This window comes from Xenorhabdus hominickii, from assembly GCF_002632725.1.
GTDB lineage: Bacteria > Pseudomonadota > Gammaproteobacteria > Enterobacterales > Enterobacteriaceae > Xenorhabdus > Xenorhabdus hominickii.
Window position 1 is genome coordinate 1,047,320 of the sequence record NZ_NJAI01000001.1, and the last position, 21,196, is coordinate 1,068,515.

Below are 21,196 nucleotides of genomic sequence, written 5' to 3' on the forward strand. Positions count from 1 at the left end.
TCCATAGCCTGTTCCCCCTCGGAGTTGTTTTCGGTGTGCACCAAAACTTTGCTCCGGGAACAGGCTTCTCGTCAATTTCTTATCCAGAATTCGGGTTAATTTACACACTCTGTTCATTTTCTTTGCCTTTGAAAATCGATATGTGAAATGCCATATTGATCCTGCCGTATATCTTATTTTTCCGATTAATCTTTTAAGGCAGAGAAACCCGCCGGAATGTTAGGTTATAACGAACGCTGTCTTGTAATGGCCAAGGAACTTTCCCGTCTTTTAGTGGGAGTACGCCGTGATAACGCAGGCGAGAATCTCCGCCCCATACGATGACATCGCCATGAGTGAGTATAACGCGCTGACACGGATGTTCACGTTGTAGACCACCAAATAAAAAAGTAGCCGATAATCCTAAAGAGACGGATACAATGGGTTGAGAGAGGTCTATTTCGTCTTTATCTTGGTGTAAAGCCAAACGGGAACCAGGATGGTAGCGATTGATTAGACAAGCATCTGGGGTGAAATCAGTAAATCCTGCATGACTGGCCGCTTGTTGAGCGATTTGCTGGAACGCCTTTGGCATTTGAGGCCATATTTGACCTGACAGCGGATCAGTTTTGGTATAGCAATACCCTTGTTTATTGCTTGTCCAGCCAAGAGTGCCACAGTTGGTCATGCCGACTGACATAATATGTCCGTTTGGGGTAACAAAATGGCGAAAGGAGGCTTTTTCAGCGATCTTCGCGATGTGCTGCAATAATGCTTGCGCTTCGCCATAAGCAAAACCACGCAAAACAACAGCATCCTTTGCTAACTGCTCTTGCCATTGACGAATGATACTGTCATCGTTTGCAAATAAATCTTCTATCATCACTGTCACCGTGCATCGTGAAAAACAATACCTAAAGTATGGCGTTACCCGAGGTATATTTGACTGACACCATGATGTATATTAACGCGATAAACGCTTTTGTTTCCGGCGACGTACAGTAAAAATAACCGTTTCCCTTTTTTTCAAGTTGAGTACCATCGGATGCGCTTGCATATGTGGTCGTTGTTCGGTCATTACAAATTCTCACCACTGAAATCTTTGCCAAAATTATGCTGTGTTGGATGGATGTGACTACGAAATAACTCATTTTTCGGGTACAAAGCTGCCAGTGCATCACTTCATACTCCGTTAGAATTCGGCTCAAATGGGTGTAGCCGGAGATATTTAACTGTTCGATGGCATCTTCCCAGCTTATGTTCATTATCCGATGGGGATATCAACTGTTGCATTCATCGTGTTTTTGCCTCTCGGGCTAACAGTTCACGCTTGCGCTCAACCCCCCAACGATACCCAGATAAGGCACCGTTATTTCTGACGACGCGGTGGCATGGGATAGCTACCGCCAGTATATTAGCAGCACATGCACTGGCAACGGCACGTATGGCTTTTGGCGAGCCGATACGTTCAGCGATTTTGGCGTAGCTAACGGTTGTACCCACTGGAATTTCTCGCAAAGCGAGCCAGACGCGCTGTTGGAAAGCGGTACCACGAATGTCCAATGGTAGTTTCAATCCAATTTTTGGTGTCTCGATAAATCCGACAACTTGGGCAATGAGTTGCTCAAATTGAGGGTCACCGCCGATAAATTCTGCCTGTGGGAATTTATCTTGTAGATCTTGAAGGAGTTTATTTGGGTCATTTCCCAGCAAAATAGCGCAAATGCCTTTTTTACTTTGAGCCACTAAAATATGCCCCAATGAACAAACGCCTAGTGCAAAATAAATTTGCATCCCTTTCCCTCCCGTGCGCCAGATTTTTGGCGTCATCCCCAATAAATCGGATGAGATTTCATAGAATCGGCTACTGGAATTGAAGACTGCGTCTAAAATGGCTTCGGTAACGCTGTTGGTTTGCTCTAAATTATCCCGCAAACACTGACCGCGGTGGGCATTAGCGTAGGTTTTTGGTGTCAATCCCATCCTCGCTTTGAATAGTCTGTGGAAATGAAACGCACTCATTCCTACGTGATTAGCAAGATGCTCCAGCGTGACATAACCTTCGTTTTGCTCTATGTAACGGCATGCTTCCGCTATTTTGGTAAGATAACTGGCTTCCTGCTCTGATTGATGATCACGCAGACGTTTACTTGGACGAAAACCTTGTTGTTCGGCGTCTTTTCCGTTGTCAAAAAATATCACATTCTCCCGTTTTGGAAGGCGGGCAGTACCGGATGGTACACAATATATTCCTGTGGTACGTACGGCGTATACGAAATGGTTATCAGCATCTTTATTGCGTTCAATGATGGCTTGCCAACGTTTATCATTGGTTGTCCATAAATTTTTTTTACTCATATGTATCACCTGTGAAGATTAGTTTATGAGCATAGGGATACTGACATATTGGTAGAAGGTGATTGAAAAAACACTCCGACTTTTGCTTTTTTAATTCTTTAAAAAATTAACACCAACTTGTCCTGAAAGCTTATCCTGATTTTGAAGAACACCATTACAAGACCTTGTCTCTTACACCAGAGTCATTCACTGCCATATTAATGATTTTTTCTTTTGTGTCCGGTTTATGACCATTGTAACGATAGTTAAGTTGAAAGGTTTTCTGGCAATCTTTGCAATAATAGCGAGGGAAGCCTGCTTTACCTGTCCCGTGTTTACGTACAGGTTCGGTTTGACCACAATATCGGCAAACAACTTCTATCGTCACAGTCATAGGATGGCTCCACTAAAAAACACAAGAATATCAAGTTTCATGACCCCCGAAAGATAAAGATTAAAAAGGGCGGTTAAACCCGCCCTTAATTACTATTCTGAAATCTCCAGCTTATTTTTTTGCAACGGCCCTAAGCTCTGTCACGTTTTTACCCCCAATTCCCCAGTTATCCGTTTCTACTTCATCAATGATCACAAAGGTTGTTGCAGGGTTTTTCCCAAGTACATCCACCAGCAGCTGGGTTGCACCTTCAATCAGTTGTTTTTTCTGCTCAGCGGTTGCGCCTTCACGGGTAATTTTGATGTTCACAAATGGCATAAATGACTCCTTTTTGGTTGTTATATGACAAGTAGGTACAGCAAAAAACAGTCTTACTATTGATATGTGTATGCTTGATATATGGGTATTTACTCTGATTCCTTCTCTTCTGCGGTGGCGATCCATGCTGCACAAAACAGGGTCAGACGGGCAAAGAAGTAGAAGAACGCCATCAAGCCAATGACTGAACCGAAAGCCGCTCCGGAAGGGGAGCTGGCAAGGCGTGGCAGCATCATCGTCATGATAGATTTGATGATTTCAAATCCGATAGCCGCCATTAATGTTCCCTTGAACAAGGCTCGTCGCTCAGGTCGGTGGCGAGGTAATATCCAAAATATCCATAGGAATAACAAATAATTGGCAGCAATGGAAATTGTCATGCCAATTGATGTCCATGCGGGACGGAGCCATTCGATGCCTTCTAATCCGAGCGCATGAACGATGGTAGCTTGGGCAGAGCCTGCGATGGAAGTCAGCGAAAGGGTCATTACCAACGCAAAAAGAAGACCGAATAGAGAGAAAAAATCGCGAATATACTGAAAGTAGATTTTTTCCTTATCCTCATGGTTACGTTCCCAAACATCACGGGATTGGGCGAGGATGGCCTCGCGTAAATTGCCGACCCAGTTCACACCTGAATAGAGTGCGATTGCCAGACCAGTCAATCCTACAGTCGTTCTTTGATTAACGGCAGTATCAACGCTGTTTTTCAGTGTGTTAGCCAAAGCGGGGTCATTGATGTTATTGGCGATGCCATTGATCAAACGGGCCAGCAAATCAGGATTGGAAGCCAGCACAAAACCCGCAATGGCAAAAGAGAGCATCAGGATTGGGATCAGGGACAAAAAGGAGAAGTAGGTGATCGCGGCGCCAAATTGGCTCCCCATCCGGTCGTTGAAACGTTGGGCAGCTCGTATCAAATGGGCAATAAAAGGAATACGGCGGATGGTATTGCCAATACGGATCGTCATGGAAAGCGCTTTTTTACTGCTATAAAGTCCTTTCTCTAGCGATGTACGGTTTTTTTCCGGCTTGGGTTGTCCCTTTTTTTTAAGGTCACTTGGCATTACATCCCCTTAAATCTGGTCGTGCTTGATGTTGCTTATTGTGTGGCGGCGATGAATCTCTTGTTCTGAAATTCATGCCATTAAAATTCAAGTGCTACATATGTATGGGAAAAAAGAGTAACAGGCAAAATAGAAAAGGCAATAAGGCAAGGGATGTGAAAATTGCGTGCTGACAATCTTGTGGAGAGGAAAGTACGGTAGCCGTATGGCTGGCTACCGTATATACCCTTTATCTTTTATGAAACCTATTGGGTATAGAAGATCAATCACAGATTACGATGATCAATCTTATTGACGCCCCTTAATTTCACTGTGGATTGTGGGAAGTTCTGTAGCGTGGTGCTCATTTTTCACAAAAGGAGCCTTGCCAGAGAAAACATCCTGTTGCATGGTAGCAGCAAGACCAAGAATAGAGTCTGGCAGGTTAACGCTCATGTTTCTGCTTTTGTCGTATCCCGTTACAGAATGTTGATCAATTTGCTGGTTATTTATTGATACTGCTCCTTGTGTGCTGTCAATTTTGCTGCCCACTAAATACGTTCTACCTGAGATATCCAGATTAACCCCTTGGGTACCGTTCAAGGTTGATTGCTTACCTACGGCTTCCCGATCGAGAGTGTCGTAATTGCCTTTCAGTTTGCCATTGAACCCTTTGAAAGCGGCTGTCAGTTGTTCTTTCAGCCCCGGTGCTTCCTCACCGGGTTTGGCATCAGTAGTTTCTATGGTCGGTGTGACCAATTTAGCTGGGTCGTCACCTTTGACCGTTTTGCTATAACCTAAGCCGGCATCCAGACCTGCATTCAAGCTGTAGGTGCTGTCTTTCCGGCTTTCAACATTGAAATTACCGCCGACATTACCGCTTACTTGATCTGCAGTCACATTAGCGCCTTTGAGAGAAGTATCGCCCGCACTGGTCAATGTGGTGTGGCCGCCAGAAATATGAGTGTTACGGTGAGTAATTTGCTCCAGACGATTGACCCCGAATTTCACTTCACCGCCAATGTTATATTTGTTGTCAATGATGCGGTTATCTGTATTGTCCGTTGCAGCATCGACGTTTACAGTGTTTCCACCAGCACTATCTCCACCTTTATCAGTGCGGGCTTGGGATGACATGCCGCCTTTAGCTTTGGCACCGAAATTCCAACCATTGGCATCAGAGGTATCCTGAGCCGAAGTCAGGTCGATTTTTCCACGCTGAGCTGTTAAATCTACCTGTTTGCCAGAAACGTTTGTACCCTGTAATGCCAAGTTATTGCCTGCATTCAGGTTGACACCTTGCCCGCCTGTGATGGTACTGGTTTGAGCTGTGGTGTTGTTCTGATTGTTAGTGTTATAACCGCCACCGAGACTACCACTGAAATTCTTGCCATCAGGGTTGGTTCCTACTGTCAGTGAGATTTCCCCATTATAGCCATTGGTTTGCTGCTCGTTACGGTTAGTGGCCTGATTAAACTGGATATTGCTACCCGCACCCACGTTGGCAGTGCCTTTGCCCGCATTCATTGATGTGCCTTGATAGCGGGCATCACGGGTGACTTGGATATCAATGCCGTTGTGTGCATTGATACCGCTGGTGACAGCACTGGTATTGTTGTGGGAAGTTTCCTGATGGCTGCCGCTGCCTTTGCCATTGACGGAAATATCTGCGCCCGTCGTGGTATAGACGCGCAAACTGGCATTTCCTGTGGTGTTAGACGTATGGCTATTCTGCTGGTTGAAGGCGGCTTCGCTGGTGTGGCTGCCAGCGGTCAGTGATACACTGCCTTTATTGGCTTGGTATTGTGTGCCTTGATCATAAACATCGCCATTCGTTGTGACCTTGATATCGCCAGCTTTAACGGAAGTCACTACCGCATCGGATTTATGATTATTGGTGTAATGGCTGTTGCCATTCATCGCCAGTTCAATTCCTGCATTCGGGAGTCCGGTTTTTGTGATGGCAGTATCCAGTTTCTTTTCTGTGGCAGCCTTAGCCGTTTTTTCCACGGGACGGGTCGTTGCACTGTAGTCGGCTGTACCGCTGATTTCACCGCCTACCTGTAATTGATCTGTAGAGCTGGATTCTGTGTTAGTTGTTGCCACATTCTTAATGCGGCCTGCATTGGCGTGATAGGTACCCTGTATTTGATGATCAGTGCCTTGCTGCTTCAATTCGCCCATGGCCTTCAGATCAAGATTGCCTGTGATTTGGGTTTTTGTCACTGCGGCGGTTGTTTGGTATTTGGATTGACCATTATTGTCGTAATTTCCTTCAACTCCGTTACCGATCCTGTCCATGCCTCCAGTGACAAATACTGCGCTACGCAATTTTTCTTGTGAGGTTGATGTGGATGTCTGATTTTCACTGGTCAACAAGGCAATGTTATCTCCGGAGATTTTTGCATCGCCCTGAGTGGTCACTATCTTGGAGCCTGTTACAGTGACATTTTTGCCCGCATTTACAGTGAGGCTACCACTATTCAATTCTGATGATTGTTGACTCGTACTCTCATTTTTCTGTTTATTGAGCGTGTGCTCGAAACCGACGCCAGCACGGTATTGTTTATCTTTCATCTCTTTAGCGTAGTGCAACCAATCAAGGTTGGTTTTTTCCTGTTGGAACTGATTTTGTTCGCCGTAGTTCAGGATATTGATATTTCCTGACGTGTTCAGTTGTAGTTCATCAGCGCTTTTTGCCAGACTGCCGATGATATTGATATCTTTATTGGCGAGTAATTTCAGGTCGGTATCGGAAATTAAATAACTGCCAGAAGATTTTTGCTGTTGGTTTTGTTCTTGGTTGGTATTTTTGGTGATGTTGAAGAGTGTTCCCTTCCTTTCATCTTTTTCTTTATAGGTGTGGCTAACAGCATTATCGATGGTCAAGTATCCATCATTGGCTTCAACATAGGCACCTTTTTGAGCTTTGACTTTACTGCCTGTAATGGTGACGCCATTCATACCAGCCAGCAGCAAATGGCCTTCTGCTGTCACTTCAGAGATATGATGAGTTTCTGTTTTATCGAGATTATTCCTCTTGCTGCCACCACCAAGTCCGCCCCAATAGGTTTTATCCTTATCAAGAGTTTGATCATTGACGAGGGATTGAACAGTAATATTGGCTTGCTTGCCCGCAGAGACAATCAAGTTTTTGCCAGAGTGAATATGAGTACCGATAATGTCAGCATTTCCACCCGCATTGATGCCTAAATCTCCACCTGAGCGCAACTCGTTATTGACACTCCTTTGAGTGGTATTGACTTTGTTCCAGTGCCCGGTTTGCAATGCCGCACCATAGTTCTTCTTGTAACCCTTCTCGACGGTTTTTTCTGATTCTACCAGTATCGACAGTTTTACATCTTTTTGTGCGGAGATGGATAATTGCTTGCCGGCATTGATCTTGCTGCCAAGGACTTCTGCATTACCTTCGCTGGCAGTCAAATTAACATTTTCACGGGCGTTAATGGTATTGCCTTCTTGCTGATATTCTTCACTCTCGTTGGTGACATCATACTGCGAAGGCAGTCTCCATCGATTGTTGATATTGCGATCAAGTTGGTGAAGATTTTGTCCATCCAGTTTCAGATTGGCTCCGGTCAGTTTGACATTATCGCCTTCAATATCGGTTGCCATCACTTTATTGTTTTGTTTGGCAACCAGCGTGATGTTTTTGCCCGTCAGTTGGGTACGGGCAACGGATTCACTGATTTGTGTTTGTTCAATATGAATGCCACTGAACGTGCTTTGGTGATTATTGCTACCTGTGTTGTTGGATGAGGACTGATGCAGGCGTCCCTGAGACAGCACGTTATTACCCTTCAAGGTAATATCTCCACCTTTCAGCATCGCTGCTTCCAACAACACATCTCCGTGTGACTCAATATCAATACTATTATTTGCAGTCATGCTGCCCTGCAAATTGACCCCGCTTCCTTCCGCTGTGTTCAGCAGACGAATACGCCCGGCCTGCATACTGCCTAGATAATAGCTATCGAGTGCACCAACGTTTGTTTGCTGTGAAGCCAAAATTTTGCCATCGGCTGAAATCTGGTTATTGCCCGTTGTGATATTGAGGTTTTTTGGCGTAATTATCTGGCCATCACTGTTGATTTTTGGGGAAATCAGATTTAGGACATCATTATGGGATAAGCCATTGTTTCTGATATTCAGGGCATTTTGGTTGTCAAATGTGTTGAATTTTTGCAGAACACCATTTTCCACTAGCGGGTTACCGACAACCAGTGATGCCTGATTGGTATTGATAAAGCCACAACCGTTGCAGGTGATTCCGTTGGGGTTTGCCAACACATAATCGGCGGCCATACCAAACACTTCCTGCTTGCCGAGCAAGAATGACGGATTACGGCTAATCACCTCATTTAAGATCACAGTGGCGGTCTGACCATTCAGATTACTGTTGGCAGACAATTGCCCTGCCAGTTGAGAAGCTCCATCCTCCAAAGAATTGTTTAATACCGCTCCCATTTGGTTAACGTTGAAATCTTGATATTGATTATGTGATAACCCTGATTCGGAAGGTGCAACGATGTTCACCACTGTCGCTCCGTTATCTGCGAGGGTGACATCTGGGCGGTGGACAGCATCACCTGCGGGGGTAATGCCATTGGCAAAACTAACTGAGCAGGTTGTCAGGATAATTGCCATGGATGCGGCGAGTTTTCCTGTAGGAGATAACCGGAATATTTTACTCTTCATATTATTACCTTTATTTACTTTTTTATTGCCATATGCAGCGTCCTTTGGGTGAGGTACCCAATTAGCTACGATTGAAAAATTTCAAATAATTCAAAAACTAAAAAGTGTAAGAAAAGCGGGTTAACAGTTGCATAGAATCATCCGTGTTGTTGCTATTGTTATGATGGTTATGAGAGAGAGATTTGCCTCGGCTGACTTCAATATCCGCAAACAGTTGCTGATAGCGCAGTGTCAGGCCGGCACTTAATCCTGCGCTGCTTTTCCAGTCATCTTGAATGCCGCTATAGCCTTTAACCCGGCCGACATCCAGACCGGTATGCAGGGAAAGTGAACCGTTGGAAATAGGGATCGTATGGGATAGCGTATTGCGCAGATACCAACCAATATCACCTGATGACACATTTGTGCCGAATCCTCGCACGGCGTTACGGTCAGTGATATTCAACCATTCAACACCCGGCAGCCCGCCTTGGCTGTACTGAGCATAAAATTGGCTATGGAATCGGTAAGACCTGCCGAAGAGTGTGAAACGCTGTTGTAAATTGGCTGATAACTTCCCTTTGGTAAATTGCTTATCCAGAGCTGCCGTTGTGGTCTGAGCCCCAAACCACGGCATTCCGCGTTCAACGCTCAGATCAAAGGAGACTAATCCCGCAGGGATCAGTTGCAAATGGTTAATGCCCAGTTCGAGTATACTCAATGTCTGGCTGCTGACGGAGATTCTGGCATCCTTAAAATAGTTGTTGTAATTCTTGTAAACCAATTGGGCATATAAGGTATCAATCTGGTATTGATTGCGATGAAACCCCCAATCAGTGCGCATGCCGGTTTGTTGTGAAGTCCCGTATAGTTTGTGCGAACCTGTCTGCAAATATGGATGGCTGGTATATTGGGAATAGCTGTTAAATCCGCTGACAGTTACCGCTCCGTAAGGAATTGAATAGAACAGGGTATAGCCGCGATTGTATTGAGTATCGGGTTTATCAACAGTACTGCTCCCGCTGAGGCTAACAAAGTCAGACAATCCCAGAGGGCTGTCAACGCTGGTATTGAGTCGGGTTATCCATTTTCCTGTGCTTTTCTGCCCATAATTATCGGTTGTCGTGGTGAGTCTCCACGGGGGGGAGTGTTGATTTTTCAGCCTGATGATAGAACCACCATTGACCGTACCGGGAAGAATATCGAGCGTTGTTTTGTTTGATTGCAGACGATTGGCCTGATCCAGCCCTTGATCAAGTTTATTCAGGTTGAGCGGCTTGTCCGTCAGGTTTGGAAACAGCGTCTGAATATTGACCCATCGATCACCTCCTTCAATTGCTTCAACGAAACCTTCAACAACGTTGATCCCCAGCTCACCATTAAGATTAGGGGAAATAAATTGCCCCCGTGCTGTGATATAGCCTTTGGCAATATAAAGATTAGTGATTTCTGCTGACAGCTTATTGATATCGTTGCTGGTGATGCAGTTATCGGGTAGTGCGCTGAGCGTATTCAAATCACTCAGAGAGAGCAGGGTAATACCCTGAAGATACACACCGCTGATAGCCAAACAAGGCGGTGTATCTACCAGTACCGGAGAAACGGTTTGTGGTGCAATATTGTCAGAGCGATTGATTAACCTTTGATGGCGGCGTTCTTCAATTAATTGGTCTATTTCCCTTGAGCTGTCCTGCAAGGTTCTTCTTGTTTCTTCGGTAGGGAAAGTAGGACTAATCACATCAGGTGATGCGTTTACCTGATGTGAGGTACACAATAAGATAAGAATTGCCATCCTTTTAATCATAGAGATACTCAAATGAAATAGTTGATGAGGAATGTATCGTGTTGGGTTAGGTTTAAACATTCCCGTTTATTAATCGAGCATTAGAACATAGAAAATATTTTATTTTGCACTGATTAACAGAGCTGCTTTGTTACAACTTGTTATTATTATTTATATATTTACTTTAGTGAATTATGATTATTCATTTTAGTTAGGATTTGCTTAGCTATTGATAGATAAGTTAAATTTAATTTCGAGCTAACTAAAATTCAAACATTCGGCTGAATGCAAATTAAATATTTTGTTTCGGCCTGTACTTTTTTATTTGAAATTTCCCCCATCAAAACATTGATGAAGCGAATGATACTTGTAGATGCATCATTATTATCAATGAGAACACATGGTCATTAAGAAAGTTAAGAGAGAGATAAAGGACTTTGGACGTTGTTCATTAATGTGATATGAGATAAATCGAACTTTAAATCAAATTGTCTTCTGTGTATTAATTACTCAGGTAATTATGAATTTATTCGTCTTTATTCATTATAAAAATAATCACTATATAAAAATCTGACAACGAGAAAGATTCAGAAAATCAAATATGAAAGAGAAAAATAGGGAATAAAACAAATTGACGGGGATTTAAGAGATTATTAATAAATTCAGCCAATGAATATTATTCATTGGCTGAATGATTATTACTTAATATTTAATAAATAAGATATTAAGCAACAATTGGTGCGCGCCAGTCGTCAGCACCAGAAGTACCCGCAGTAGTGTGTTCCCACTCAATCTTACGATAAGAAAGAGAAACGCGAATTAACTGAGTGAATTCTGCTTTTGCTGGATCTTGGCAGTGTGGCATTTTGCAGTCGATATCAACGATAGTTGCATCTACCAGTTTAGTAGAGAAGAAATGCTCTTGTTTACCTTCGATTGAAGTACGGTACCATTTCAATTCTACAGTCGGCAGCATTTCGCCAGATGCCAGTGCGTTGTAAAGCAGAGGAACTGCTTTATTTAATGCAACGGTAAAGCGGAATGGCTTATGTGCACGCTGGCCAGAAGGCTGTCCTGACTGTGGGTCAGTCGGAACAGTTACGATGTGGTCAAATTCTTGAACCAGCATTTCGTCTTCGTGACCTTGAACAAAGATATTACCTACGGATTCAGCAGTGAATGCGCCAGCAGTAATATGGCCCTGAGTTTTACCATTGATGGAAATATAACATGGAGTTGGCATATGAATATCCTATAAAAATTTACCAATATAAGTGTAAGTGTTCATTCCTTGCGTGATAATTCCATTTGTTAATAAAATGAAATCATCGCTTGCCAAACACTCGGAGCGAATAATAAAGCGGAAATTGTCTAATGCAAAGCCATTTGGAAAAAGCAACTCGTGCTCTACTTCAATGACAAATATAAATTTTATAATCATTGCTGTTATGAAATTTAAAGCGGGTTTTTTATAAACAATAAGCTGATTTAGCTGTTTAAAAAATAATCCCTTGTTTTTGATTTATATTATCATGTTGATATTTAATGGTTTTTTAATTTTTAATTAAATATTTTCTATGATCATGCAAAAAATGTTAACTGGATCAAAAAATCAGGAATAACTCGGTTAGTAATGGTGTAAAATTAGTCAAAATAAAATAAAAAATAATATTGACTGTAATTATAAGATATATTTTTCAGGTTATTATTTATTCAAATGAAAATGGGTTATTCTTTTTTAGATAATTGAAAGGTAATTGGTATACCTACTCTTAGAAAGAGTAAAACCAAATTTTTCTCTATTTTATGAGAGTGAATCAATTATAATTTGCCATAGGTTGACATAATAAGATTAAAAGCTTGAATAGAGGGGTTTATCAATTTGTGTTTTGGCTTTACATCAAAAAAATAAAATGTCAAACTCGAACTTGACGATTTTTCATATCGGTGTTATTTCCACGATTGGATAGGATATATCTGATTATTTAATAATATGTTGATATAAAACTATTTATAACTACAAATACGCTTGTCTTTCTTAACCTATTTTTTTAGGGGAAACTTCTGTATTTGTTATATGGATAAAAATTGGAATCATTCTCTCACCAATAATGGGTTGTTAGACAGTTCATGGTTGTATTAGCCAAAGGATTCAAATATGAGTAAGAATAGTCCGGGTAGCGTAGCTCCAAAAGAAAGAATTAATATTAAATATGTTCCTAATACCGGTGACCAGACCGCAGAAGTTGAATTACCTATGAATCTTCTGGTTGTTGGTGACTTGAAAGGAAAGCAAGAAGATACGCCAATTGAAGAACGGCAAACAGTTTCTATCAATAAGAACAACTTTAATGCCGTAATGAATGAAGCGAACATCAACCTGACGTTTAACGTTCCTAACCGCCTCGATGAAAAAAGTGAAGACGACCTGTCCGTTAATTTGGATATCAAATCGCTGAGTGATTTTTCGCCAGATAATGTCGCGAAGAAAGTGCCTGAATTAAATAAACTTCTCGAACTTCGTGAGGCATTAGTTGCATTAAAAGGCCCATTGGGAAATATTCCAGCATTTCGTTCTCGCTTGCAGTCACTGCTGGATGATGAATCCGTTCGTGAGCAACTTCTGAAAGAACTTGAAATCGTCAATAAAAAATAACTGGTTAAAGGAATTTTTAAATGGCTCAGCACGAAGAAAACAGCACAGCTATTGCTTCTGGCGCAACGACCTCCTTGCTTGATGAGATTATGTCTCAGGCAAGAATGACTCCGGAAAATGACGGCTATTACATTGCTAAGCAAGGTGTTGCCGCATTCATTGGCAGCATTTTGGATACAGGCTCTAACGAAGAACCTATCAACAAACTTCTCGTTGATAAAATGATCGTTGAGCTGGATAAAAAGCTGAGTGAGCAGATGGATGCAATTCTGCACGCTACGCAATTCCAAGAATTGGAATCTTCCTGGCGTTCATTGAAAATGCTGGTGGATCGCACTGATTTCCGTGAAAACATCAAAATCAACATCATCCATGCCACTAAAGATGAACTGTTGGAAGATTTTGAATTCTCTCCTGAAATTATTCAATCTGGTTTCTACAAACACGTTTACTCTGCGGGTTATGGTCAGTTCGGTGGTGAACCTGTTGCTGCTGTCATCGGTAACTATGCGTTCAAAAATACCTCACCTGACATGAAACTGATGCAGTATGTTAGTACAGTAGGTGCAATGGCTCATGCGCCATTCCTGTCTTCTGTTTCACCTGAATTCTTCGGTGTTAACAGCTTTACCGACCTGCCGGTCATCAAGGATCTGAAATCAGTCTTCGAAGGCCCTTCTCACACTAAATGGCGTGCACTGCGCGAATCTGAAGATTCACGTTACTTAGGTTTGACTGCGCCACGTTTCTTGTTGCGTCTGCCTTATTCTAATGTTGAAAACCCAATCAAGAACTTCAACTATCAGGAAAATGTTAGCCGCGATCACGAACATTACCTGTGGGGTAACACGGCGTACCTGCTGGCGAGCTGCCTGACTGACAGCTTCGCTAAATATCGTTGGTGTCCAAACATCATCGGCCCACAGAGTGGTGGTTCCGTGAACGATCTGCCTGTTCATCTGTACGAAGCAATGGGCCAGGTTCAGGCGAAGATCCCAACTGAAGTTCTGATCACTGACCGTCGTGAATTTGAACTGGCAGAAGAAGGTTTCATCACCCTGACCATGCGTAAAGGCAGCGATAACGCAGCATTCTTCTCTGCAAACTCTGTTCAGAAGCCAAAAATTTTCCCAAATACCCGTGAAGGAAAAATGGCGGAAACCAACTACAAGTTGGGTACTCAGCTTCCTTACATGTTCATCATCAACCGTCTGGCTCACTACATCAAAGTGTTGCAACGTGAACAGATCGGCTCTTGGAAAGAGCGTCAGGATCTGGAGCGTGAACTGAATATGTGGCTGAAACAGTACATTGCTGATCAGGAAAACCCACCAACTGACGTTCGTAGCCGTCGTCCTCTGCGTGCCGCTGAAATCAAGGTTCTGGATGTGGAAGGCGATCCAGGTTGGTACCAGGTTGCGATGCAGGTTCGCCCACACTTCAAGTACATGGGTGCGAGCTTCGAACTGTCTCTGGTCGGACGTTTAGATAAGGAATAATCATGGCTGCGCTGTACAGTTGGAACAGAGGCAGCTCTGCCAGTCTGTTCGAGCGCATTCAAGGGAAGAGCTCCGGCTCTTCCCGTCAGTCAAGGATGCGTGCACTACTTGATTCTATCAAGAAGCATTTGAATGAAGTGCTGAATTCCCGGCCCGGTGCCTGCCAAAGTGCCATTGAATTGGGTGTTATTGATCTTAATGACGCGACCGCGACATCGGTGGATTTCAAGCAAAGTATTGAATGGGCGATTGAAGAGTGCATCAGAAATTATGAGCCGAGAATATCAGCGGTTTCTGTCAGTGCCATCAATGATGACTCAGATCCGTTGCTGTTGAGCTTTCATATCAGCGCTGAAATCTCTCTGGATGATATCAACGATCTTGTGGAATTCAACATCCAGTTGGATAACAACCGGCGCTATTGCCTGGAGCGAACTCAATAAATGTCATTTGAAAAATATTTCAGAGATGAGTTGAACTATCTGCGACAACTGGGGAAAGAAGCCGCAGTTGAGCGTCCTCATCTTGCCGCATTTCTATCAGAGCAAGGCTCTGATCCAGACGTTGAGCGTTTGCTTGAAGGTTTTGCATTCCTGACCGGTAATCTGCGGGCAAAACTTGATGATCAGTTCCCTGAATTGACTCACGGGCTGCTCAATATGCTTTGGCCGAACTATTTGCGTCCAACCCCAAGCATGACCATCATTGAGTATACGCCAGATGAGAGCGTGGTGACGAAAGCGACGCAGGTCAAGCGTGGCACGCAAATTATGAGCCAGACGCTGTCAACTCATGATGATATTTATTCGAACGAAAAATCGGGTGGTAAAAAAGACGAGCATGGCCGCTGTATCTTCACGCTCTGCCGTGATGTCTGGCTTTTTCCGCTGTCGATCCGTGACATTTCCGTCAATAACAGTAATGAACACGGGATTATCGGCCTGAATTTCGCGTCTAAAACCGAGCTGAACCTGCATGAATTGGAATTGGATAAGCTGCGCTTTTATCTGAGCGGTGATGATTATACCACTTCCCAACTTTATTTCTGGCTCTGCTATTACTTCAGAAAAGCAGAATTGGTGGTAGGCGATAAAGTCATCCCTCTGCCTGATTTTGATTTTGTGCCTGTGGGATTTGAGCGGGAAGATGCATTGTTGCCGTACCCTAAAAACGCTTATATGGGGTATCGCATCTTGCAGGAATATTTCTGCTTCGCAGAAAGCTTCTTGTTCTTCGATGTGAAGGGATTACCTGAACTGCCTGAAGACCTCAAGACCAAAGATTTCAAACTGAATTTACACTTTTCTCAAGCTTTGCCACCGGAAGCGAAGATTCGCCATGATACCTTCCGTCTGCACTGTACGCCGGCAATCAACCTGTTCCCAATGGATAGTGAAGCGATTGAACTCAATGGCAGCCAGACCGAGTATCCATTGAAAGCCAGTTACAGCTTCCCGGACAACTACGATATTTTCTCTGTTGATGGCGTAGAAAGCTGGCTGACGGGGGAAAATGGTGAACGTAGTCGTGCGCGTATTGGCGAACGAGTTTATACCCCGTTTGAAAGTTTCAATCATCAGATTGATAACGAAGATGAACACTCAATGCGTTATTACCGTCTTCGGGTGAAAGAATCTCCTTTCCGTCGGGGGCTGGAACATTTCATCTCATTTGTACGGGGAGATGAATCAAGTTTGCTCAGACTCAAACTGAAAGAGAATGTTTCTATCAGATTGACCTGTACCAACCGTGAATTGCCGCTAGAGTTGCGTGTTGGCGACATTAATTACCCCTCCATCGGCAGCCCGTCGTTTGCGACATTCCACAATATTACGCGACCGTCAGTCCCGCTCTATCCTCTGTTGGATGGTGGTCTGCATTGGTCACTGTTGTCAAATATGTCGCTGAACTATATGTCATTGCTGGAGAAGGACGCACTGAAACAAGTACTGCGTACTTACGATTTCCCGAGTATCCATAATCGGCAGTCCAAACGCTCATCGCAGAAACGGCTCGATGCTATTGAAAAGATTGAGACAGAACCGACCGATCGTCTGTTCCGCGGGCAGCCTGTGCGCGGATTGCGATCAACGCTGTATGTCCGCCAGCAGGCATTCAGTTCAGAAGGCGAGCTTTATCTGTTCAGTACGGTTCTATCACGGTTTTTCTCACTGTATGCCAGCGTCAACGCTTTTCATATGTTGAAGGTAATCAATTTAGATAATCAGGAATGTTATGAATGGCCGGTACAGATAGGTCAACACTCGTTGATGTAATCACTGAGCAGGGTTCTGCCACTCCGATGGCATTGGACATCTCCCAGTATAACTTTTACCAGTTGGTTGAATTACTGAACCAGCTCGCGGTAGCGTGGGAGAAAACCGGAGAGACCGATCGTCCCGATCGGGAATCCATCCGTTTCCGATCCAGTGCCAGTTTGGCATTCCCGACTCGTGACGTCATTTCACTCGCGCAGTCCAAACGGGGATTCTTCGAGCTGGAAGTTTCCTTTATGGGATTGCACGGTAGCCAGTCTCCGATGCCGGGTTACTATTTGGATTCACTGGCATGGGAAGACGCTCAGGGAGAAAATCGCCTGACGGATTTTCTTAATCTCTTCAACCATCGCTTAATTACGCTCCTGCATCAGATTTGGCGGAAGTACCGCTATTACATCTGCTTCAAGAAAGGGGGAGAGGATAACTTTTCCCAGCGCATGTTTTCTCTCGTCGGTTTAGGCAGTGATGTTAACCGCCGAATGCTGAACATCAATCACAGCAAAATGCTGGCGTATGCCGGACTGCTGGCAAGCCCCGGTCGTTCACCGGAAGTGATATGCAGCCTCGTTTCACACTGTTTTGATTTGCAGGATGTCACTCTGCATGGTTGGCAGTTCAGAAAAGTGACGATCCCGCAAGATCAGCAGAACCGTTTGGGTGGCACCAATAAAGGACAAAAAATCGGCGATACCGAACTGTCTGTATTGGGACATAACTTCACTATCGGCTCATGGGTTGGGGATTACAGCGGGAAGTTTTTGCTCAGCATCAATAACCTGACACGTGATCGTTTCCTGTCATTTCTTCCGGATGGAAAAAATTATCTGCCATTAGTGATGTTTATTTCTTTCGTCATGCGTAGCCAATTTGCATGGGAACTACGTCTTGGTCTGGCAGAAAAGCAAGTTAGCGGCATGGTGTTGGGCGCGAAGCAGAATAATCATCTGGGGTGGACCAGTTTTCTCGGCGAACCGGAGAAGAAACCCTCTGTCACAATTTCAGTTATGGAATAACGACCATGGAAAAACATCAACCAACCCTTTCATTGCGGGTTCTTAACAGTGAGCAGTTGGAAAGTGGTAAAGCTGCTAACTGCCAGTTTTCGGCACAGGGCGGTACAGTCGGTAGCAGTGAAAGCCACCTTTGGTCTGTGCAGGATCAGCAGGGAAACATCCATCCATCTCAATTCGCCATTAAGTGGCATGATGGGGCGTTTTGTCTGCAAGTGTTGGCGGAGTCAGTGCAAATCAACAACGCAACGCTGACACCCCAGTCGAGTCTGATCCGTTTGCAGCAAGGTGATCAAATCAAGGTGGGCAATCTGTCTATCAAGATCCACATCAGTTTTTCTGAAGCGGATCGTGTTGATCCGTCAACGGTATCGCCTGAATCATTGGTTTCAAGTTACAGTAATCCGCTGGATGCCATGATGGAAGGTGTTCCGCTGCAAAAATCTGTGTTTATCCAAGATGATGGTATTGCTCCGACGGTATCGAACCGTTTTAGTGATGATCCACTCAGGGTACTCGATAGCGAAAATCTGACCACCCTGAAGCCGCAGGTTGAAGCTGATGATACTGAACAGCTTCTGCCACCGGATCATTACCAATCCCCCCCATTTGCTAACCCTATTTCTGATAACCGAGGCAGTGTTATGGATCAGGAGTTCCTTGATTTACCGGATATCGCTTCCGATAGGCAGTATGAAGATATGGATGTTGATCATGTCGCCATTACCCCTCTTATGCGTGGTCTGAATGCACGGTTGCCTTTGCATAACAGCCAGCAAGCCAACGATTTTCTGGAAGAGATGGGTAGGACCATGAAAGCCGCCATTGAAGGGTTATTGGCTCTCCAGCGCGAACAACATGGGCTGCGTGATAAACAACTCCGTCCTATCGAAGATAACCCATTGCGCCTGAATATGGACTACGGCACGACCATGCAGGTGATGTTCTCTGATGAGAAAAGTCCGGTTCATTTATCTGCGCCAGCGGCAGTTTCTGAGAGTCTGCATAACCTTCAACTGCACTATCAGGCCAACCGTGTTGCCATCTCTGCGGCACTGGATACCATGCTGGACGCCTTTTCCCCAGAGCAGTTGCTTCGCCGCTTCTCACATTACCGCCGCAGTAATGAAGTCAAGAATAAAGACGCCTCTTGGGCGTGGGAAATGTACACCAACTATTACCGCGAATTAGCTTCCAGCCGTCAGCAAGGGTTCGAGAAGTTATTCCGTGAGGTGTATGAGCAAGCCTATGACCGCGCATTGCGTCAGGGCTTAGAGGACTCCAACAATGAATCGTTCCGGTAGTCATCGCACATGGTCTGTAGGGATTTTATTGCTGTCAGTGATGTTGCTGAACGGCTGTAGCAGTGCATGGAATGCAACCAAGAAAGTAGGACAAGTTATCTGGGATCCTTCCACGCCAGTAGGAACACCGGATCAACAAGCCTCGACTGCCAACATTACATTGCTCGCTGAACCCAACATCAACCCCAACGAAAGTGGTGAAGCGGCCCCTGTTGAAATGAATCTGGTTTACCTCAGTGAAGATTCACGTTTTTTGGCTGCTGATTATGACCAGCTTGAAAGCGACAAGCTCGAAAAGGCGCTGGGGAAAAATTACATCGATCATCAGGATTACACCCTGTTGCCGGGGCAATACAAGCCACTGGAAACAATCGTATTGGAAAAGAAGAACCGCTATATCGGTGTCATCGTTCACTATGCAGATGCAAATCAATCTGAGTGGAAAAAGATCATCCGGGTAAAAGACATCGGCCGCCATTACAACATCTTGGTGCATGTCAGAAATAACGACGTCGAACTTAGAAAAGAGGAGGAGTAATCATGCCGGGTAAAAATCGGGTGATTTGGCACGAAGGATTATTCATCAAACCACAACATTTTCAACAACAACAAAAGCATATTGATTATCTGGCACATAGCCTTGTTTCAGTTTTGACTCCTTATGCTCATGGTTTCAGCTCCTTGAGTATCAATGATGATTTGCTCAAATTGGGGCGTATTGGGATCACCGAAGCCAGTGGCATTATGTCGGATGGCACCATCTTTTCTGCACCGAGCCAAGATTTACTGCCAAAACCGCTGGATATCGAAAACATCAATGACCTGAAAAGCAAAGATATCTATCTGGCTCTGCCAATGTCCAGTGACACTATTCGTGAAATTGCTGATCGGGATGCAGAAACTCAAAGTGCGGTACGCTATCGGGAACTGTCCAGTGATATTCGTGACCTGCATACCAAAGGTGGCGATGCCTTTGTACTCAACCTTGCCCAATTGACACCTGTCTTGATGCAAGGCTCTGATGACATGAGTGCCTATACCGCCATTCCATTGTGTCGCATCAAAGAAAAACAGAAAGATGGCACCATTGTTCTGGATAACGAATTTATTCCGACCTGCCTGTCGATTTTTGTGGCTGACAAGCTAAAGCGCTTCATGGTGGAGATCGATGGCTTATTGACTGAGCGCTCCAGAACATTAGCGAAACGTATTGGTTCACCGGGACAGCAAGGCGTTGCCGATGTGGCTGAATTTATGATGCTGCAATTGCTGAACCGTGTTCAACCTTTGTTCAATCATTATGCAAAACAGACCGTTCTGCACCCACTGCATTTATATACCGAGCTGCTCCAGACTTGCGGTGAGCTGAGAACTTTCACCGATGCCAGCCGCCTGCCGGGAAATGTACTGGCTTATGATCACAATAACCTGACAGACACTTTCCAAGACGCGATGCACGCGATTCGTGATGCATTGAACGTCGTACTGACACCACGAGCGACTTCCATTGCACTGAAACAGAACGAAGGTGGCATTCGTGTGGCAACACTCCACGACAACGATCTGCTGCGTAAGGCCGAATTTGTTCTGGCAATCAGCGCCAGCACGCCGCAGGAGCAGTTGCGTCGCCAGTTTGTTCAGCAAACCAAAGTCACTTCGATGGAAAGAATACGCGATCTGGTCAGCGTCCAGTTGCCGGGTGTACCACTGATCCCACTCTCCGCTGCACCTCGCCAGTTGCCGTATCACTCTGGATATACCTATTTCCGTCTGGATCAGAAGAGCCCGGCATGGAAAGAAATCCAGCAAGGAAATTCCATCGCGTTCCACGTATCAGGGGATTTCCCTGATTTAGATATGCAGCTCTGGGCTATTAGGGGCGGTAAGGAATAA

General features: G+C 44.4%; 16 protein-coding genes and 1 pseudogene. 8 read left to right on the forward strand and 9 right to left on the reverse strand.

Annotation, left to right across the window (positions count from 1 at the left end):
* Positions 1 to 193 precede the first annotated feature (193 nt).
* From alkB to Xhom_RS04725, 9 genes and pseudogenes are all read right to left on the reverse strand, one after another.
* A complete protein-coding gene (gene alkB / locus Xhom_RS04690) occupies positions 194 to 862 on the reverse strand; it encodes a DNA oxidative demethylase AlkB (protein ID WP_069317615.1) in 669 nt (222 codons plus the stop codon).
* 81 nt (positions 863 to 943) lie between these two features.
* Positions 944 to 1,057: a hypothetical protein gene (locus Xhom_RS26970; RefSeq protein ID WP_198148717.1), complete on the reverse strand. Its 114-nt coding sequence runs from the start codon at positions 1,055 to 1,057 to the stop codon at positions 944 to 946.
* Between the two features lie 215 nt (positions 1,058 to 1,272).
* Complete coding sequence (ada, locus tag Xhom_RS04695; protein WP_069317616.1) at positions 1,273 to 2,337, reverse strand: bifunctional DNA-binding transcriptional regulator/O6-methylguanine-DNA methyltransferase Ada; 1,065 nt, start codon at positions 2,335 to 2,337, stop codon at positions 1,273 to 1,275.
* A gap of 166 nt (positions 2,338 to 2,503) precedes the next feature.
* Positions 2,504 to 2,710, reverse strand: a pseudogene (locus tag Xhom_RS04700) (IS1/IS1595 family N-terminal zinc-binding domain-containing protein); the annotation flags it as partial.
* 111 nt (positions 2,711 to 2,821) lie between these two features.
* Positions 2,822 to 3,028: a 2-hydroxymuconate tautomerase family protein gene (locus tag Xhom_RS04705; protein WP_069317618.1), complete on the reverse strand. Its 207-nt coding sequence runs from the start codon at positions 3,026 to 3,028 to the stop codon at positions 2,822 to 2,824.
* An 89-nt stretch (positions 3,029 to 3,117) separates the two neighbouring features.
* Entirely contained in the window at positions 3,118 to 4,095 is a 978-nt protein-coding gene (gene yhjD / locus Xhom_RS04710; protein ID WP_069317619.1) for an inner membrane protein YhjD, read from the reverse strand.
* A gap of 288 nt (positions 4,096 to 4,383) precedes the next feature.
* Positions 4,384 to 8,793 carry a hemagglutinin repeat-containing protein gene (locus Xhom_RS04715; RefSeq protein ID WP_069317620.1) on the reverse strand — a complete coding sequence of 1,470 codons (4,410 nt, stop codon included), beginning with the start codon at positions 8,791 to 8,793 and terminating at the stop codon, positions 4,384 to 4,386.
* Positions 8,794 to 8,890: 97 nt separating this feature from the next.
* Positions 8,891 to 10,576, reverse strand: coding sequence for a ShlB/FhaC/HecB family hemolysin secretion/activation protein (locus tag Xhom_RS04720; RefSeq protein WP_069317621.1), 1,686 nt, complete (start codon positions 10,574 to 10,576; stop codon positions 8,891 to 8,893).
* A 703-nt stretch (positions 10,577 to 11,279) separates the two neighbouring features.
* Positions 11,280 to 11,798 carry an Hcp family type VI secretion system effector gene (locus Xhom_RS04725; protein WP_069317622.1) on the reverse strand — a complete coding sequence of 173 codons (519 nt, stop codon included), beginning with the start codon at positions 11,796 to 11,798 and terminating at the stop codon, positions 11,280 to 11,282.
* Positions 11,799 to 12,713: 915 nt separating this feature from the next.
* On the opposite strand from Xhom_RS04725, the gene tssB reads away from it, so the two are divergent.
* The 8 genes from tssB to tssK are packed head-to-tail and all read left to right on the forward strand — an operon-like array spanning position 12,714 to position 21,196.
* Entirely contained in the window at positions 12,714 to 13,211 is a 498-nt protein-coding gene (gene tssB / locus Xhom_RS04730; RefSeq protein WP_069317623.1) for a type VI secretion system contractile sheath small subunit, read from the forward strand.
* 20 nt (positions 13,212 to 13,231) lie between these two features.
* Positions 13,232 to 14,710, forward strand: a complete 1,479-nt coding sequence (tssC, locus tag Xhom_RS04735) for a type VI secretion system contractile sheath large subunit (protein WP_069317624.1) — start codon at positions 13,232 to 13,234, stop codon at positions 14,708 to 14,710.
* A 2-nt stretch (positions 14,711 to 14,712) separates the two neighbouring features.
* Positions 14,713 to 15,153 carry a type VI secretion system baseplate subunit TssE gene (tssE, locus tag Xhom_RS04740; protein ID WP_069317625.1) on the forward strand — a complete coding sequence of 147 codons (441 nt, stop codon included), beginning with the start codon at positions 14,713 to 14,715 and terminating at the stop codon, positions 15,151 to 15,153.
* Positions 15,154 to 16,986 carry a type VI secretion system baseplate subunit TssF gene (tssF, locus tag Xhom_RS04745; protein ID WP_069317626.1) on the forward strand — a complete coding sequence of 611 codons (1,833 nt, stop codon included), beginning with the start codon at positions 15,154 to 15,156 and terminating at the stop codon, positions 16,984 to 16,986.
* Complete coding sequence (tssG, locus tag Xhom_RS04750; protein ID WP_069317627.1) at positions 16,950 to 18,002, forward strand: type VI secretion system baseplate subunit TssG; 1,053 nt, start codon at positions 16,950 to 16,952, stop codon at positions 18,000 to 18,002. Before tssF ends, tssG begins: the two co-directional genes overlap by 37 nt.
* Before the next feature lie 5 nt (positions 18,003 to 18,007).
* Positions 18,008 to 19,303 (forward strand): type VI secretion system-associated FHA domain protein TagH, encoded by a 1,296-nt coding sequence (tagH, locus tag Xhom_RS04755; protein WP_069317628.1) that lies wholly within the window; start codon positions 18,008 to 18,010, stop codon positions 19,301 to 19,303.
* On the forward strand, positions 19,287 to 19,841 hold the full coding sequence (gene tssJ, locus Xhom_RS04760; RefSeq protein ID WP_069317629.1) for a type VI secretion system lipoprotein TssJ: 555 nt from the start codon (positions 19,287 to 19,289) through the stop codon (positions 19,839 to 19,841). Before tagH ends, tssJ begins: the two co-directional genes overlap by 17 nt.
* Before the next feature lie 2 nt (positions 19,842 to 19,843).
* Positions 19,844 to 21,196 carry a type VI secretion system baseplate subunit TssK gene (gene tssK, locus Xhom_RS04765; RefSeq protein WP_069317630.1) on the forward strand — a complete coding sequence of 451 codons (1,353 nt, stop codon included), beginning with the start codon at positions 19,844 to 19,846 and terminating at the stop codon, positions 21,194 to 21,196.

Coding starts and splice junctions, on each gene's coding strand:
- alkB (WP_069317615.1), bottom strand. CDS start 862: ATGATAGAAGATTTATTTGCAAACGATGACAGTATCATTCGTCAATGG.
- Xhom_RS26970 (WP_198148717.1), bottom strand. CDS start 1,057: ATGACCGAACAACGACCACATATGCAAGCGCATCCGATGGTACTCAAC.
- ada (WP_069317616.1), bottom strand. CDS start 2,337: ATGAGTAAAAAAAATTTATGGACAACCAATGATAAACGTTGGCAAGCC.
- Xhom_RS04705 (WP_069317618.1), bottom strand. CDS start 3,028: ATGCCATTTGTGAACATCAAAATTACCCGTGAAGGCGCAACCGCTGAG.
- yhjD (WP_069317619.1), bottom strand. CDS start 4,095: ATGCCAAGTGACCTTAAAAAAAAGGGACAACCCAAGCCGGAAAAAAAC.
- Xhom_RS04715 (WP_069317620.1), bottom strand. CDS start 8,793: ATGAAGAGTAAAATATTCCGGTTATCTCCTACAGGAAAACTCGCCGCA.
- Xhom_RS04720 (WP_069317621.1), bottom strand. CDS start 10,576: ATGATTAAAAGGATGGCAATTCTTATCTTATTGTGTACCTCACATCAG.
- Xhom_RS04725 (WP_069317622.1), bottom strand. CDS start 11,798: ATGCCAACTCCATGTTATATTTCCATCAATGGTAAAACTCAGGGCCAT.
- tssB (WP_069317623.1), top strand. CDS start 12,714: ATGAGTAAGAATAGTCCGGGTAGCGTAGCTCCAAAAGAAAGAATTAAT.
- tssC (WP_069317624.1), top strand. CDS start 13,232: ATGGCTCAGCACGAAGAAAACAGCACAGCTATTGCTTCTGGCGCAACG.
- tssE (WP_069317625.1), top strand. CDS start 14,713: ATGGCTGCGCTGTACAGTTGGAACAGAGGCAGCTCTGCCAGTCTGTTC.
- tssF (WP_069317626.1), top strand. CDS start 15,154: ATGTCATTTGAAAAATATTTCAGAGATGAGTTGAACTATCTGCGACAA.
- tssG (WP_069317627.1), top strand. CDS start 16,950: ATGGCCGGTACAGATAGGTCAACACTCGTTGATGTAATCACTGAGCAG.
- tagH (WP_069317628.1), top strand. CDS start 18,008: ATGGAAAAACATCAACCAACCCTTTCATTGCGGGTTCTTAACAGTGAG.
- tssJ (WP_069317629.1), top strand. CDS start 19,287: ATGAATCGTTCCGGTAGTCATCGCACATGGTCTGTAGGGATTTTATTG.
- tssK (WP_069317630.1), top strand. CDS start 19,844: ATGCCGGGTAAAAATCGGGTGATTTGGCACGAAGGATTATTCATCAAA.